This is a genomic window from Bradyrhizobium sp. TM239 (assembly GCF_036247985.1).
Lineage (GTDB): Bacteria > Pseudomonadota > Alphaproteobacteria > Rhizobiales > Xanthobacteraceae > Bradyrhizobium > Bradyrhizobium ottawaense.
Genome location: NZ_BTIR01000001.1, coordinates 787,588 through 802,914 on the forward strand (window position 1 = coordinate 787,588; position 15,327 = coordinate 802,914).

18 protein-coding genes are annotated in these 15,327 nt (G+C 64.5%); 4 read left to right on the forward strand and 14 right to left on the reverse strand.

The genetic code is table 11. From position 1 onward, the window contains the following. Positions 1 to 11: 11 nt before the first annotated feature. The 6 genes from AABA84_RS03815 to AABA84_RS03840 form a co-directional block, all read right to left on the reverse strand. Entirely contained in the window at positions 12 to 980 is a 969-nt protein-coding gene (locus AABA84_RS03815; protein ID WP_212247244.1) for an ABC transporter ATP-binding protein, read from the reverse strand. Next, positions 977 to 1,972, reverse strand: a complete 996-nt coding sequence (locus AABA84_RS03820; RefSeq protein WP_212247246.1) for an ABC transporter ATP-binding protein — start codon at positions 1,970 to 1,972, stop codon at positions 977 to 979. Before AABA84_RS03820 ends, AABA84_RS03815 begins: the two co-directional genes overlap by 4 nt. Next, positions 1,972 to 2,889, reverse strand: a complete 918-nt coding sequence (locus AABA84_RS03825; protein ID WP_028139904.1) for an ABC transporter permease — start codon at positions 2,887 to 2,889, stop codon at positions 1,972 to 1,974. Before AABA84_RS03825 ends, AABA84_RS03820 begins: the two co-directional genes overlap by 1 nt. Next, the gene (locus tag AABA84_RS03830) at positions 2,855 to 3,814 is read right to left on the reverse strand and encodes an ABC transporter permease (RefSeq protein WP_152103647.1); all 960 of its coding nucleotides are present in this window, start codon (positions 3,812 to 3,814) and stop codon (positions 2,855 to 2,857) included. Before AABA84_RS03830 ends, AABA84_RS03825 begins: the two co-directional genes overlap by 35 nt. A gap of 29 nt (positions 3,815 to 3,843) precedes the next feature. Next, on the reverse strand, positions 3,844 to 5,634 hold the full coding sequence (locus AABA84_RS03835) for a peptide ABC transporter substrate-binding protein (RefSeq protein ID WP_212247247.1): 1,791 nt from the start codon (positions 5,632 to 5,634) through the stop codon (positions 3,844 to 3,846). 261 nt (positions 5,635 to 5,895) lie between these two features. Next, positions 5,896 to 7,314 carry a M20 family metallopeptidase gene (locus AABA84_RS03840; RefSeq protein ID WP_338311435.1) on the reverse strand — a complete coding sequence of 473 codons (1,419 nt, stop codon included), beginning with the start codon at positions 7,312 to 7,314 and terminating at the stop codon, positions 5,896 to 5,898. Positions 7,315 to 7,594: 280 nt separating this feature from the next. On the opposite strand from AABA84_RS03840, the gene AABA84_RS03845 reads away from it, so the two are divergent. Further along, a complete protein-coding gene (locus tag AABA84_RS03845) occupies positions 7,595 to 8,566 on the forward strand; it encodes a S1C family serine protease (protein ID WP_338311437.1) in 972 nt (323 codons plus the stop codon). 22 nt (positions 8,567 to 8,588) lie between these two features. Beyond that, on the forward strand, positions 8,589 to 9,674 hold the full coding sequence (locus AABA84_RS03850) for a carboxylesterase family protein (protein WP_338311439.1): 1,086 nt from the start codon (positions 8,589 to 8,591) through the stop codon (positions 9,672 to 9,674). On the opposite strand, the gene AABA84_RS03855 is transcribed toward AABA84_RS03850, so the two are convergent. Then, on the reverse strand, positions 9,666 to 10,322 hold the full coding sequence (locus tag AABA84_RS03855) for a nucleotidyl transferase AbiEii/AbiGii toxin family protein (RefSeq protein WP_338311441.1): 657 nt from the start codon (positions 10,320 to 10,322) through the stop codon (positions 9,666 to 9,668). The genes AABA84_RS03850 and AABA84_RS03855 overlap by 9 nt on opposite strands. Next, complete coding sequence (locus tag AABA84_RS03860) at positions 10,306 to 10,707, reverse strand: hypothetical protein (protein ID WP_338311443.1); 402 nt, start codon at positions 10,705 to 10,707, stop codon at positions 10,306 to 10,308. The genes AABA84_RS03855 and AABA84_RS03860 overlap by 17 nt, the downstream gene beginning before the upstream one ends. A 55-nt stretch (positions 10,708 to 10,762) precedes the next feature. On the opposite strand from AABA84_RS03860, the gene AABA84_RS03865 reads away from it, so the two are divergent. Beyond that, on the forward strand, positions 10,763 to 10,969 hold the full coding sequence (locus tag AABA84_RS03865; RefSeq protein ID WP_027573305.1) for a hypothetical protein: 207 nt from the start codon (positions 10,763 to 10,765) through the stop codon (positions 10,967 to 10,969). Positions 10,970 to 11,048: 79 nt separating this feature from the next. Here AABA84_RS03865 and AABA84_RS03870 read toward each other — a convergent pair whose 3' ends face one another. The 5 genes from AABA84_RS03870 to AABA84_RS03890 form a co-directional block, all read right to left on the reverse strand. Then, positions 11,049 to 11,708 (reverse strand): DsbA family protein, encoded by a 660-nt coding sequence (locus tag AABA84_RS03870; RefSeq protein ID WP_212247253.1) that lies wholly within the window; start codon positions 11,706 to 11,708, stop codon positions 11,049 to 11,051. Positions 11,709 to 11,795: 87 nt separating this feature from the next. Next, positions 11,796 to 12,518 carry an LrgB family protein gene (locus AABA84_RS03875; protein ID WP_338311446.1) on the reverse strand — a complete coding sequence of 241 codons (723 nt, stop codon included), beginning with the start codon at positions 12,516 to 12,518 and terminating at the stop codon, positions 11,796 to 11,798. Beyond that, positions 12,515 to 12,898, reverse strand: a complete 384-nt coding sequence (locus tag AABA84_RS03880; protein ID WP_338311447.1) for a CidA/LrgA family protein — start codon at positions 12,896 to 12,898, stop codon at positions 12,515 to 12,517. The genes AABA84_RS03875 and AABA84_RS03880 overlap by 4 nt, the downstream gene beginning before the upstream one ends. Positions 12,899 to 12,942: 44 nt before the next feature. Further along, the gene (locus AABA84_RS03885) at positions 12,943 to 13,419 is read right to left on the reverse strand and encodes a PaaI family thioesterase (RefSeq protein WP_212247256.1); all 477 of its coding nucleotides are present in this window, start codon (positions 13,417 to 13,419) and stop codon (positions 12,943 to 12,945) included. A gap of 3 nt (positions 13,420 to 13,422) precedes the next feature. Next, positions 13,423 to 13,851 carry an acyl-CoA thioesterase gene (locus AABA84_RS03890; RefSeq protein WP_212247586.1) on the reverse strand — a complete coding sequence of 143 codons (429 nt, stop codon included), beginning with the start codon at positions 13,849 to 13,851 and terminating at the stop codon, positions 13,423 to 13,425. Between the two features lie 106 nt (positions 13,852 to 13,957). Here AABA84_RS03890 and AABA84_RS03895 point away from each other — a divergent pair, with 106 nt between their 5' ends. After that, entirely contained in the window at positions 13,958 to 14,506 is a 549-nt protein-coding gene (locus AABA84_RS03895; protein WP_212247257.1) for a TetR/AcrR family transcriptional regulator, read from the forward strand. A gap of 147 nt (positions 14,507 to 14,653) precedes the next feature. Here AABA84_RS03895 and AABA84_RS03900 read toward each other — a convergent pair whose 3' ends face one another. Beyond that, the gene (locus tag AABA84_RS03900) at positions 14,654 to 15,154 is read right to left on the reverse strand and encodes a hypothetical protein (protein ID WP_212247258.1); all 501 of its coding nucleotides are present in this window, start codon (positions 15,152 to 15,154) and stop codon (positions 14,654 to 14,656) included. Positions 15,155 to 15,327 lie beyond the last annotated feature (173 nt).

A 15,327-nucleotide genomic window follows, 5' to 3' on the forward strand; every position in this document is an offset into this window, starting at 1 on the left:
CTTCTACGGCCTCAGGCCAGATGGCACGCCACGAAATGCCCGCCCGCCCCTTCCTTCAGCACGGGCGCACTTTCCGCGCAGCGCGGCTGGGCGATCGGACAGCGGGTGTGGAAGTGGCAACCCGACGGCGGCTTCATCGGGCTCGGCACGTCGCCCTTGAGGCGGATGCGCTCACGCTTGAGTTTTGGATCGGGCACCGGCACCGCCGACAGCAGCGCCCTGGTGTAGGGATGCTGCGGGTTGCGGTAGAGATCGCTGGCCTTCGCCAGCTCGACGATGCGACCGAGATACATCACCGCGACGCGGTCGGAGATGTGTTCGACCACCGAGAGGTCGTGCGCGACGAAGAGATAGGTGAGGTTCAGTTCGGCCTGGAGGTCTTCAAGCAGGTTGATGACCTGGGCCTGGATCGACACGTCGAGCGCCGACACCGGCTCGTCGCAGACGATCAGCTTCGGCTCGACCGCGAGCGCCCGCGCGATCACGATGCGCTGGCGCTGGCCGCCGGAAAATTCGTGCGGATAGCGCCGCATGTGCTCGGCCTTGAGCCCGACCTTGACCAGCAGGCCGGCGACGCGCTCCTCCCGCTCCTTGGCGGACGAGGCGAGGTTATGGATGGTGAAGGCTTCGCCGAGAATCGCGCCGACCGTCATACGCGGATTGAGCGAGGCGAACGGATCCTGGAACACCAGCTGCATGTTGCGCCGCATCGCGCGCAGATCGTTGCCGCCGAGGCTGCGCACGTCCTGGCCGTCGAAGGTGACCTCGCCGTCGGTCGGCTCGATCAGGCGCAGCACGCAGCGCCCCGTCGTCGACTTGCCGCAGCCGGATTCGCCGACGAGACCGAGCGTCTCGCCGCGGTTGACCGAGAACGACACGCCGTCGACCGCATAGACGGTGCCGACCTGGCGGGACAGCAGGCCGCCGAGCACCGGGAAGTGCTTCTTCAGGTTGGAGACCTGCAGCAAGGGTTCGCTCATGCCGCGCCTCCCAGATTTGTATCGCCGAGGTGACAGGCCATGCGATGGCCGGGTGCGATCTCGCGCAGCAGCGGCTCCTTTTCGGTGCAGACGTTCATGGCGAACTTGCAGCGCGGCGCAAAGCGGCAGCCGACCGGCGGATTGATCAGGATCGGCACCGAGCCGCCGATCGCCTCGAGCCGCGTCTTGTGCTCGCTGTCGAGGTCGATGCGCGGGATCGAGCGGATCAACCCCTGCGTATAGGGATGGCCGGGATTGCCGAACAGATCGTCGACGAGCGCTTCCTCGACCACCTTGCCGGCATACATCACGACGACGCGTTGCGCGGTTTCGGCGACGACGCCCATGGCATGGGTGATCAGCATCACCGCCATGCCGAAGCGCTCCTTCATGTCCTGGAGCAAATCCAGGATCTGCGCCTGGATGGTGACGTCGAGCGCAGTGGTCGGCTCGTCGGCGATGATCAGCTTCGGCTTGCAGGCGAGCGCCATCGCGATCATCACGCGCTGGCGCATGCCGCCGGAGAACTGGTGCGGATAATTGTGCACGCGGCCTTCGGCGTTGGGGATCTGCACCAGCTTCAGCATCTCGATGGTGCGTTCGAGCGCCTGCTTCCGGGTCACGGCCTCGTGGCGGCGCAGGCTTTCGGCGATCTGCTCGCCGACGGTGAGCACCGGGTTGAGCGAGGTCATCGGCTCCTGGAAGATGAAGCCGATCTCCTTGGCCCTGATCTCGTCGAGCTCGTTGCTGGTCAGCGGCACGAGATCGCGACCCTCGAAGATGATCTGACCCGCCGCGATGCGGCCCGGCGGCATCGCGATCAGCTTCAGGATCGACATCGCGGTGACGGTCTTGCCGCAGCCGGATTCGCCGACCACGCAGAGCGTCTCGCCCCGGTTGATGGAGATGTCGACGCCGTCGACGGCCTGGAGGATGCCGTCGTCCGTGGAGAAGTGGGTCTTCAGTCCCTTGATCTCGAGCAGCGGCGCCATCAGATCACCCGTCGCGCATCGAGCGCGTCACGCAGGCCGTCGCCGATGAAGTTGATGGCGACCACCGCGATGAAGATCGCGCCGCCCGGAAACAGCGCCCAGTGCGGGCCGATGTCGAGAAAGTCCTTGGCGTCATACAGCAGCCGGCCCCAGGTCGGCGTATCCGGCGGGAAGCCGAGGCCGAGGAAGGACAGCGTCGATTCCGCGATGATGGCGGCGGCGACGTCGATGGTGCCGGCGATGATCACCGGACCGAGCGCATTGGGCAGGATGTGCTTCACCACCTGCCGCACCGGGCTCGCCCCGAGCGCCCGCGCGGCCTCGACGAACTCCTTCTCGCGGATCGACAGAAACTGGGCGCGCACGAGCCGCGCCACCGGCATCCACCGCAGGCCCCCGATCACGAGCACGATCAGGATGAAGATGCCGCCCTCCGGACCGAACGCGGCCTTCAGGCCGTCGCGGAAGAGATAGATCAGCAGCAGCAGCAGCGGCAATTGCGGCAGCGACAGGAACAGATCGGTAAGCCACATCAGCCCGTGACCGAGCGCACCGCGCGACATGCCGGCGAGCGCGCCGATCAGCACACCGACGAAGACCGAGACCAGCATCGCGGCGAGGCCGACCGCGAGCGAGATGCGCCCGCCATAGATCATGCGGGCGAGGATGTCCTGCCCGAGATCGTCGGTACCGAAGGGATGGGCCGGCGAGGGCCCCTGCATGCCTGCGACGATGTCGATGTCGTCGATCTTGACGCGCCAGACGAAGGGGCCGAGCACCACTGCCAGGATCAGAACGAGCAGCAGGAACGCGCTGACCACGGCAAGCTTGTGGCGGCTGTAGCGCCGCCACGTCTCGCGCCAGGGCGAGTAGACGCGCCGCTCAGCGGAGGGAGATGCGAGGGTCAAGCCAGCCATAAAGCACGTCCGCGATGAGATTGAACAGCACGACGAGACACGCAAAGACGAAGGTGACGGCCATCACCACCGGCGTGTCGTTGGAAAGGATGGAGGAGATCAGCAGCGAGCCGATGCCGGGAATGCGGAAGATCTGCTCGGTGACGATGGCGCCGCCGAACACCGCGGGCATTTGCAGCGCGATCAACGTCACGACCGGAATCATGGCGTTGCGCATGACATGCTTGACGATGACCTTGGCCTGCCCGAGCCCCTTGGCGCGGGCGGTGGTGACATAGTCGAGCCGGATCACATCCAGCATCGCCGAGCGCACGAAACGCGTCATCGACGCCGCCTGGAACAGGCCGAGCACCGCCACCGGCATGATCGCCTGACGGATCATCTCCAGCACCCAGTGGATGCCGGTGCCCTTGATGTCGGTGGTGTAGACGAAAGGCAGCCAGTCCAGCGTGACCGAGAAGATCAGGATGAACAGGATGCCGGTGAAGAACGTCGGCAGCGAGAAGCCGACGAAGGCGAGCGTGTTGGCGATCTGGTCGAACAGCGAATACGGCTTCGTGGCCGCATAGACGCCGACGGGAATCGCGATCAGCAGCGCCAGGATCTGCGCCGAGCCGATCACGTAGAGCGTGGCCGGCAGGCGCTGGAGGATGAGCGTGTCGACGTTCATCCGGCTGACGAAGGAGAAGCCCCAGTCGCCGTGCAGCATGGCGTTGAGCCAGTGCAGGTAGCGAAGGTGGATCGGATCGTCGAGGCCGAACTTGGCCCGAAGCGCCGCCTGCACTTCCGGCGGCACATTCGGATTGGTCGCCAGTTCGGAGAACGGATCGCCGGGCGCAAGCGCGAGCACGACAAACAGCACGACCGAGATTCCGAGCAGGCTCGGAATCGCGATCAGCAGGCGACGCAGGACGTATTGGCTCATGAGGGAAGGCCCCGTCTAGAGTTGGGGGATCATTCCTCGCGGTACCAGTCGAACAGATTGTCGGTTTCGTTGGCCCAGCCCGAAACGACCGGGCGCAGATTGTTGGCGGCCGCCTCGACCTTCAGACGATGCTGCACCGGGATGAACACCGTGTCTTCCCACATCAGATCGTTGGCCTTGATGTAGAGCGCCGCGCGCTTCACCGGGTCCATTTCCATGTCGGCCGCGTTGATCGCGGCGTCATAGTCCTTGTTGACCCAGCGCGGGAAGTTCGTGCCCTGCCACTTGTTCTCCTTGGTCGCGGCGCTGGTGGAGAGGTAGCGGCGCATGTGCTGCGACGGATCCGGCTGGCTGAGCGGGATCTGGAACATCTCGATGTCGGCGTAGAACTTCGGATAGGTGTCGGGGTTGGCGACGTCGGAGGAGAAGAACACCGATGCCACCACCGATTTCAGCTCGACCTCGATGCCGGCCTTCTGACAGGCCTGCTTGACGATGGCCTGGGTCTTCTGGCGCGGACCATTGATCGAGGTCTGGTACAGGATCTTCAGCTTCTTGCCGTCCTTCTCGCGGATGCCGTCGGCACCGGGCTTCCAGCCGGCGTCGTCGAGCATCTTGGCGGCCTTCTCGATGTTGAATTCCCAGGATGTGTTCTTGGAAACAAACTTCTCCGGGCCGTTGAGGAAGTTGGAGGTGGTGCGGCCGGCGCGGCCGTAGATCGCCTTCTTGACGGACTCGCGGTCGACCAGCAGGGACAGCGCCTTGCGCACGACAGGGTCCGAGAACAGCGGATGCTTGGTCTTCATCGACGAACGCTCGCCGTCGACCTCGACGTTCGGGTCGGTGAAATTGAGCGCGATGAATTCGGTGTCGCCGCCCACGGCATACACCGTCTTGCCCTTGCCGCCTTTCTCCAGACGCAGCAGCACGTCATCCTCGACCTGGATGTTCCAGCCGAAATCATATTCGCCGGTCTGGATCACCGCACGCGCGGCCGAGACGGCGTCGCCGCCGCCCTTCATCTCGATCGTATCGAAGTAGGGCCGGTTGGCCATGTGATAGTCGGGATTGATCACGCCGCGGATGAGATCGCCCGGCTTGAACTCGACGAATTTGTAGGGACCGGTTCCGACTGGAGAAAGGTTGGTCGGCGCTTCCCGTGACTTGCTGCCCGTGTAGTCGGCAAACAGGTGCTTGGGGAGAATGGTGTTCGGGGCTCCGACAAAGGCGTCCGCCCAGAACGGTGTCGGCTTCGGGAAAGTGATCTTGACCGTGAGATCGTCGATCTTCTCGACAGTGATGTCGCGATAGCTTGCGATGGTCACGGCCGCCGTCGCGGGATCCTTGATATATTGCCAAGTGAAGACAATGTCGTCGGCCGTGAACGGCTTGCCGTCATGCCACTTCACGCCGGGCTTCAGCTTCCACGTCACCGACTTGCCGTCGGCGGCGAGCAGGCCGTTCTGGATCGAGGGAATTTCGGTCGCCAGCACCAGCTTCATGTTGCCGTCCGGATCCCAGCAGGCGAGCGGTTCGTAGAACAGGCGCGAGCCGTCCTGGTCCTTGGTGCCGGTGGCGAAATGCGGATTGAGCAGGGTCGGACCCTGCCACCACAGCAGCTTCAGCGCACCGCCGCCGCCACGCTTGGTCGGCTTGTAGGTCGAGACGCCCTCGGCCATGGCGACGCCGCCGAGCGCGAGGATCTGATTGGCCAGGGGTGCGGTGAGACCGACGGCAGCCAGACGCTGGATGAAGGCGCGGCGATCCATCCGCCCATCCTTCACTTTGCCGATCATCGAACGCAGTTCTTTATCCAGCATGGTTGTCCCCCGTCTGGTTCCCATAGTGATGAGGACGGCCGTGAAAGCTGGCCGCCCAATTGGCTGGCAGTAGATGGCACACCGAATGGGGGGCGCGTCAACTGGGACCGTGTGTATGCAAACGGTCTTCTGGCTGTCTGTTGGGCAAAACCGTGTTCTGCAGCCCATCCGTTCGGCAATCCAGCATCAAAACATGCTGGATTGCACGCTGCACTGCGGAAAATTTGTTCGCAGGATCAGACGAAGTGTGGAGACGAAATTCTACGCGACGGACATGTCGAGCGGCGGATCGACGTGATCCGGTAGCGGGCAGACATACGGCGTCTTGGCCGTCCGCTTCTTCAGGTCCGCCTTGGCCGACTTGATCAGTTCCGGATCGGTCAGCGCCTTGATGCCGAGACCGGCCATCGCCTTGGCGGCCTGCACCATGGCCTTGTGGGCATGCGGGCTCTTGCCCTGCGCCACCACCTGCCAGGTGTGGAACGGCGTGCCGATTGCAACCGTGGGGGCGTGAACCTGCACGGTCGGCACCACCCAGCTGACGTCGCCGACGTCGGTCGAGCCGACCAGCGGATTGCGCTTGGCATCGAGCGGCACCAGGAAGTCGGCCAGCGGCCGATCGGTCTGCTCCATGCCGATCGCGTAATAGACCGACGCGATATCCTTGTCGCTCAACGTCGCACGGATCTGGCTGGCAAAACCCTTGTCCGCATCGTCGAAATGCGGCGGTCCAAGCTCTTCCATGACCCGGTGCAGCGCCTGCTCCAGTGGGGTGTTCGGCAGGATGTTGGAGACCGCGGAGATGATCTTCATCTCGACCTTGGTCTCGGTCATCAGCGCCGCGCCCTCGGCGATCTTGCTCACGCGTCCGACCAGTTCGTTCATGCCGGGAAGGTCACGGGCGCGGATCGAATAGCGCACCCGCGCATGGGCCTGGACCACGTTGGGCGCGATGCCGCCGGTGTCGAGCAGCGCGTAATGCACCCGCGCATCGCTCGGCATGTGCTCGCGCATGTAGTTCACGCCGACATTCATCAACTCCACCGCATCGAGCGCGGAACGGCCGAGATGCGGCGAGGCCGCGGCATGCGAGGTGCGGCCGGTGAAGATGAAATCCGCGCGGGTGTTGGCGAGCGACGGCGTCACCGCGACCTCCCAGAAGCTGTGCGGATGCCAGGTGATGGCGATGTCGGCGTCCTCGAACGCGCCGGAGCGCACCATGAAGGCCTTTGCCGCGCCGCCTTCTTCGGCCGGGCAGCCATAATAACGCACGCGACCGGGCACCTTGTTTTCGGCAAGCCAGTCCTTCACCGCGGTCGCGGCGAGCAGCGCGGCGGAACCGAGCAGATTGTGACCACAGCCATGGCCGTGCCCGCCGGTCTCGACTGGACGATGCTCGGCGACACCCGCTTCCTGGCTGAGACCGGGCAGCGCGTCATATTCGCCCATGAAGGCGATGACCGGCCCGCCCTCGCCCCACTCGCCCATCACCGCGGTCGGAATGCCGGCGACGTTCTCGGTGATGCGGAAACCCTGATGACGCAGCTCGAGGAGATGCTCGGCGGCGGACCGCGCCTCGGTGTAGCACACCTCGGGCATGCCCCAGACCTTGTCGCTGAGGTCGATGAAACGCGCCTTGATCGTGTCGATGCCACGCCAGATGTCGCTGCGGTTGTCCATGCTTCGATCCGTGATCCCTTGGTCAAACGAAGCGGCAATGGTTAGCAGCTTCATGGTACGGCGCCTAGCACCTCGCCGGACACCAGCCATGCGGCGCATGCCGGATTGAGGGACACCGCTCGTGCACGGTGTTTCCGTGCCTTTCAAAGATTTCACGCGGCGTTCCCACGAATAGTTGGGAACGAGGCTTTCAAGACGGCCTGCCCCGGCCTAAATTATGCGTGCTTCGCGCGTCGCTCTGCAGCAATCTCGGAGCAATGCACTCAGCCAGGAGAACTCCATGCCCGCTTTGACCGAATGGAGAGTGCCGCCGGCCAATCAGCCGCGTGCGAGCGACTACAGTTTCGATCTCGACCGCGCGCTCGCATCCGTCGTCGGCCTGCACGCCATCATCCCGCCGGACGCCTTCAGCGCCGAGACGCTGGGCACCGAACGCGCCGGCAACGGCGTCGTGATCGATCACGGACTGGTGCTCACCATCGGCTATCTCATCACCGAGGCGGAATCGGTGTGGCTGCACCTCGGCGATGGGCGGGTGGTCGAAGGCCATGCGCTCGGTTTCGATTCCGAAACCGGCTTCGGGCTGGTGCAAGCCCTCGGTGAGCTCGACGTCGAACCGTTGCCGCTCGGCAGCTCGGCGGACACCCGGATCGGCGACCGCGTCGTGGTCGGCGGCGCCGGCGGCCGCACGCGCTCGGTCGCCAGCCAGATCGTGGCCAAGCAGGAATTCGCCGGCTATTGGGAATATCTGCTGGACGAAGCCGTCTTCACCTATCCCGCACATCCGAACTGGGGCGGCACTGCGCTGCTCAACGAGCGCGGCGAGCTGATCGGCATCGGCTCGCTTCAGCTGGAGCGCGAACGCGACGGCAAGGCCGAGCACGTCAACATGGTCGTGCCGATCGACCTCTTGAAGCCGATCCTGGGCGATCTGCGCAAATTCGGTCGCGTCAACAAGCCGGCGCGGCCCTGGCTCGGACTCTACTCGACCGACATCGACAACCGCGTGGTCGTGATCGGGATCTCTCCCAACGGTCCTGCCGCGCGGGCCGAGCTCAAGACCGACGACATCATCCTCGCCGTGAACGGCGACAAGGTCACGAGCCAGACCGTATTCTACAAAAAGATGTGGGCGCTCGGCGCCGCCGGCGTCGACGTGCCACTGACCGTGTACCACCAAGGCGTCACCTTCGACGTCACAGTGACCTCCACCGATCGCTTCAAGCTCTTGAAGGCGCCGAAGCTGCATTGATCCCACGCTGAGGGAAGCCGCGATGAGCGAGGCCGTGATCGACGACATCGTGGCCGTGCTGCCGCCGCTGCTCAATGCGCTGGAAGCGCTTGGATTTTTTCAACGCCATCTGCATCCGCCGGCCTTCGCTTCCGTGATGAACGCGATCGGCGCACCGGATGAGGCGCTGCAAACGGCACACGGGGCTATTGGAGAGTGGCCGGAGCAATTCGCTGGCCTCCGCGATCGGCTCGATCGCGCCTGCGGCGAGACCCTTGCCGCCTTTGCCGGGATCCGCGAGGTCGAGCGCGGCAATGGCGATTTCGTCGCCGTCTTCCGCGCGCTGCGCCACCTGCCGCGCGCGCAGGAGGCGCTTTATCCGCTGTCGCTGCAATTTCCCCCCGTCAGCAGTTTCTTTCTCGACACCGCCAATCGCGACAATGCGGGTCTGTTGTCGCGGCTCGAAGGCAGCGCGAGCGAAGATGCCGGCATCTTCCACGATCACAACGAACCCGGCAGCCGCGGTGGCTTCTCGGTCTACGTGCCCGAGTACTATACGCCCGAGCGCGCCATGCCGCTGGTGATGGCGCTGCATGGCGGCAGCGGCAACGGACGCGGTTTCCTGTGGAGCTGGCTGCGCGACGCCCGCAGCCTCGGCGCGATCCTGGTGGCGCCAACCGCGACCGGTCCGACCTGGGCGCTGATGGGCGATGACGCCGATACGCCCAATCTCATGCGCATCCTCGAAACCGTGCGCAGCCGCTGGACCGTCGATGCCTCGCGCATGCTGCTGACCGGCATGAGCGACGGCGGCACCTTCAGCTACGTCAGCGGCCTCGACGGTGCCTCGCCCTTCACCCATCTGGCGCCGGTCTCGGCAACCTTCCATCCGCTGATGGCGGAGATGGCGGACGCCGCGCGCCTGCAGGGGCTGCCGATCTTCATCACCCACGGCAAGCTCGACTGGATGTTTCCGGTGCAGACCGCGCGCCAGACCCAGGCAACGCTCGCAGCGGCCGGCGCTGATGTCACCTATCGCGAGATCGACGACCTCAGCCACACCTATCCGCGCGAGATCAACGCGGAGCTGGTGCAGTGGCTGAATGGCGAACAGACGCGATCATACTAAACCCTGTCTCAGCGGCACGTCCGGTAACGCCCCCACCCGGTCCCGGGCTTCACACAGAATCCGGCGATCGGCAGCATTCAGACCGCGGAGATCCCCATCTTCGAAGAAGCCTATCGCGCGCAGCACCTGTGCAGGCTCCCCGCCGAACATTTCTCTGAATGCCGCGAGGCCGCGCGGCAGTGACATGCCGGCAGAGATCATCTCCGCGATGTCCCGATAGTCCTTTGCCTCGGCACGGTCGAGAATCGCCTTGAGTTTGGTCGCCAGCAGGTCCTCGAGCGACGCCACGAACATCGTACCATCAGTCGTCTGCAGCGGATCGTTGGCGCGACCGAACCCGATACCTCCGAAGAAAGAGACCTTCACTGAACCCGAGGGCATATTGGCGGAGACGACCAACGTATTGGGCGCATCCTGAAGAATAGCGGCGCCACTGCTAAAACCGAACTGCTTACGAACCTCCTCCTTATCCAGCGGAGCCGAACGAAAGAAATCGAAATCCAGCGATTCTCGATGCCCCAGTTGAAGCGCAACAGCCGTTCCGCCGTAGAGGACAAATTGAAGGTCCTGCGAAGGAGCAAGTAAGGGCCAGATTTCGCGTTGAGCGGCAGGCAGGATCGACAGTCTTGGTTCAAAGGCTTGCGACATCGAATGCCCGTCGGGGCGCCGTTTCCGGCAGCGCTTCACCCGTCGCAAATGACAGCCGCCCGCGCCAGAATTCCCAGGAGCGATCGCTGAACCAGCCGGGTTCGGCGCGTCGCATGATGTCTACGAGATGCGGCCGCCCCAGCGCCGCCTCCAATTTGAGAATGTCGTCGTACGTTCCGAGGTTCATGATTTGCGCAACGACACGATCCTCGCAGAAAGGCAATCCGTCAACCGGTCGCCACCAGAGATATCTGCGGCCGAGCTCGTCGATCAGGCTTTGGGCGGCGTTGTCAGACATTGCTGCGAGTATAGCGGATCCACCCGCTCTAATCCACGGCCATAGGGCCGCTCCGGTCCAACCCCGCTCTCGATAGGGCGTGGACATGGTGGGAACTCTCTTTGTCGATGCACGTTATTGCTGGCCCACCGGAGGTTCTCAAATGCAGACTTTTTTCGGGATGATCCTTGGCGCGCTGCTGCTTGCCGGCGGCGTGTATGTCTATGACTCCATGCAGACGTCATCCGTCGCCAATGGCGAGGTCGCGATCACCAATCGCACCATCGTGAACTGGGACGTCGCGAAGGCCGACTGGGACGCGCTGCGCGATCGCGCGCACAAGGACTGGGTCCGGATCTCGTCGAAGTAACAACGCCCATCGTGAACAAGGCGCCGTCGCGAGCTCCGCGGCGGCGCCTTTGTGTTGGCTACGACCGACGCTGCGCGCCTCAGTTCATCTTGGCCTTGCGGGCATCGGCGATGACCTGCTCGAACTCGGTCATGCTGAGCACGCCGGGGACGCGGTACTTGCCGACGATGAAGGACGGGGTGCCGCTGAAACCGAAGGCTTCGGCCTGCTCATTGTTGCGCTTGAGCAGGGCGTCGATGTCGCTGCCATGGCCGGCAAGATCGCGCTTCAGGCGGTCCATGTCGACGCCGGCGGCCGCCAGCAGCTCGTTGATGCGCGGCTCGGTCAGGCGCGAAGAGACGCCCATCATGGCGTCATGGGCCTGATGGTATTTGTCCTGGAATTTTGCCGCGAGAGCGGTCCGCGCTGCGGTGACCGAGACCGGCCCAAGGATCGGCCAGTCCTTCATCACCAGCCGCACCTTGCCGTCGTCCTGGACGACCTGGCGCAGCTCGGGCTCGAGCTTGCGGCAATAGGGGCAATTGTAGTCGGACCATTCGACAATGGTAACGTTGCCGTTGGGATTGCCGGCGACCGGCGTGTCGGGATCGCGCAGCACCTTGGCTTCGGTGAGCACCTCGTTGTCGTCGGTCGCCGCGCGTGCCGAGGCGCCGCCCGTCAGTGCGAGGGCACCCGCCCCGATCAGCGTCAACGCCGCGCGTCGCGTCGGCGCAAGGCCCTTAGTCTCAGATCCAGCCATATCTCGTCCCGTTTCGGTCCCATCTCCCTGAATACGGTTTGGGACCGGGAATTGTTACCGATCATATAGAGTGTCGCGGCGACGATGTCATCGCACCAGCAGCGTGACTGCCAGGGGGACCAGGAACGAGGTCACCAAGGCGTTGAGACTCATGGCGATGCCGGAGAAGACGCCGGCAAGCTCGTCGACCTGAAACGCGCGCGCGGTGCCGATGCCATGCGCGGCAAGGCCGGCGGCGAAGCCGCGCGCCCGGTAATCGGTGACGCCGGTGCGGTTCATCAGCGGCGTCACGATGATCGCGCCCATGATGCCGGTGAGGATCACCGCCACCGCCGCCAGCGAGGGATCGGCGTGCAGGGATTCGGCGATGCCCATGGCAACACCGGCCGTGACCGATTTCGGCGCCAGCGACAGCACGACCTCGCGCGGCAGGCCGGCAAGCTCGGCCAGCAGCACCACCGACACCACCGCCGTGACCGATCCCGCGAGCAGCGCCACCAGCATCGGCACGATGGATGACACGACGCGCCTGCGGTTCTCATAGAGCGGGACCGCCAGCGCCACGGTGGCAGGCCCGAGCAGGAAGTGCACGAACTGCGCGCCGGCGAAATAGCTCGTATAGGACGTGCCGGTCGCGAGCAGGAACGCGCCGATGATCCACATCGCGTGCAGCACGGGATTGGCGAGCGGATGGCGCCGCGTCGCCAGCGACACCGCATCCGTGGTCGCATAGACCAGCAGCGTCACCGTCAGCCAGAGCAGCGGCGACTGCGAGAGATAGACCCAGAGCGAAAACGGATTGTCCTTCATCGCACATCCTGTTGCTTCAGCAGGCGGCTGACGAGGCGAAAGGTCAGCACCGTCGCGAGCAGCGTGACGACCACTGACAGCGCGAGCACCAGGATGATCACGATGCCGTGGGATGCAAGCAGGTCGAGCTCCTGCACGACGCCGACGCCGGCCGGCACGAACAACAGCGACAGATGGGCCAGCAGGCCCTTGCTTGCCGTTTCCACGCCGTCGTTGCGCAGCGGCCCGTATGCAAGCGCTGCGAAGCGATCGCGCGCGAGCAGCAGGATCAGGAGCAGCAGCAGGCCGAGCACAGGTCCCGGCAAGGGCAGGCCGAGGCCGCGCGCGACGGCTTCGCCGATCAATTGGCACAGCAGGATGAGGCCGAGACTCGCAAGCATGACCAGCGCATCAAGGGATGCGCCGGCAGGCTTGTCAATCGCGGCTATGCATGAGACGTGCGCGGCTCGTGCGAGGCAGCAATGCGGGGCAGCATCGCCATCAACGTCCCGGTCATCGTTGCGATCAGCGTGGTCTTGCCCTCGTGCTCGGCAAACGCCCTGGCCTCGCAGAACGTGAGCGTGCGGCCGGGCTTGACCACCTCCGCCTTGAAGACGAAGCGCTCGCCCCGGGCCGGTGCGAGCAGCGTGGTCTTGAACTCGACGGTGAGGATGTCGGCCTCGCGCGGCATCAGGGTAAAGGCGGCAACGCCGCAGGCGTTGTCGAGGCCTGCCGTGATGATGCCGGCATGGACAAAACCGTTCTGCTGCGTGAGATCAGGCGAATGCAGCATCGCCAGCTCGACCTCGCCCGGTGCAAGGCGGACGATCACGATGCCGAGCGTGTGCATCGCCGGCTGGCCGTCGAACATTGCGATCGCCGCCGCGCGATAGCCCGGGTTCTTCGGCTCGAACGCAGCCATGGTTCAGGCCTCGGCCGGATCGGCGAGATGGCGCAGAGCGATCTCCCGGATGGCATCCGCGAACGGTGCCGATTTGCGCTGGCTCCGATCCATGTGCACGCCGGTGATCTCGCAAGTTGCGGCGATCTCGCCGGTCTCGGCATTCGTCATGTCGTGCCGGAAGCGGATCGACTTGTCGCGGACCTCGAGCAGATGGCTGCGGATCTCGACGATGTCGCCGGCGAGCAGCTCGCGCCTGTAGGCAATGTTCTGCTGCACGGCGGCCATGCCGCGGCCGGAGGAGCGCAAATAGCTCGGCGTCAGGCCGAGGCGGGCGAACAGGTTCCAGTTGGCTTCGTCGAATTTGCCGACATACCACATGATGTTCATGTGGCCGACATGATCGCATTGCCACGGATAGACCGTGCCGCGATAGGTCGCCTCCTGCTCCATCGCCATTCCGCCCTCTTTGTTTATTGGTTTTGATACGGTAGCGTATCAGGCACGAGACGCGTTAGCAATACGGCACCGTATCGGAAATCGGAGGGGGCACTGCTTCATGAGCGACGGCAAGGGCGATGTCTGGGTCGAGGCAGGATTCACCGAGCTCGCCCGCTCGGGGGTCGAGGGTGTCAGGGTCGAGGTGCTCGCCAAGAATCTCGGCGTCACCAAGGGCGGCTTCTACCGCCGCTTCGCCGACCGCGCCGCACTGCTCGATGCCATGCTGCAACGCTGGCGCGAGGGGCGGGCCGCGTCGATCGCGCAGCAGACGCGCCTCGATGGTCAAGCGCCCCGCGAACGGCTGAAGGCGGTGATCCAGCTCTACTCCGAGCGGCTCAATCCGGAAGCCATGGCGATCGAGCTCGCGATCCGGCAATGGGCCCGCTCCGACGAGAGCGCCGCGGCCGCGGTCGCGAACGTGGACGCAGCGCGGCTCAAGCACGTGGCCGAGCTCTACCGCGCGACCGGGCTTGCGGCCGAGGAGGCCGAGGCGCAGGCCTTCCTGTTCTACTGCTTCATCTTCGGCCAGAGCCTGTTGTTCGTCGAGCGCGGCCCGCGCAAGCGATCGCAACTGGTGGCGAAGTCGGCCGAAAAGCTGCTCGACTAAAGCGCGATGCGATCAGGATGAATCGTCATCGCGCTTTAGGTTGTTGTTTAAGCATGATCTTTTCGGAAAACCGCTGCGCACTTTTCCGGATCATGCTTTAGGCGAAAAGGCCGGAGCGTTGCTCCGGCCTTCGTATCAATTCGAAGCTCAGGCGGCGCCCTTCAGCTTCTTGTTGCATTCGCTGTAATAGCCGCCGCCCTTCTCGATCCACTTCATGCCGCCATTGCCGTTGGTGGTCTTGTTGGCGTTGTACTGGTCGACGCAGGTGTGGAGGCGCCCCTTGCCCGGGGTCTCCTTGGCATATTTCGGATCGATCGCGTTCGGATAGATCGCGGGGCCGGCCGGCAGGGTCGGCGCGGCCGCCGGGGCCGCCTCCTTCTTGGCCTGCTTCGGCTGGGCGGGAGCGGCGGGCGCAGCCGCGGTCGGTGCAGGCGCAGCCGGTGCGGCAGCGGCCGGGGTTGCATCCGCACCGCACTGGGCCTTGCGGAAGTCATTCCACTTCATGGTGCCGAGCGAGCCGTCCTTCTTGGCCGCCTGGTATTTGGCGCTACACTCCTGCGACGTCAGCGCCTGCGCTGGCGCCGACACAGCCAACGCAGCAAATCCCGACAACGCAATCGCGCACAGCATTTTTGATTGAATGGTCATCCTCAGGTCTCCTCCTTGGTCTTCCCCCGGGGGGAAGTGAAACAGGACTTGCTATCCTAGCGTGCCGGCCATTTGCGACAAGGAAGCGATGGCTCCCGGCCGCCAAAATATAGTAACGGCGCCGTTCAGATTATTCATGTCGCGTTCAGCAACGCGAGCCGACGTTCGCAACC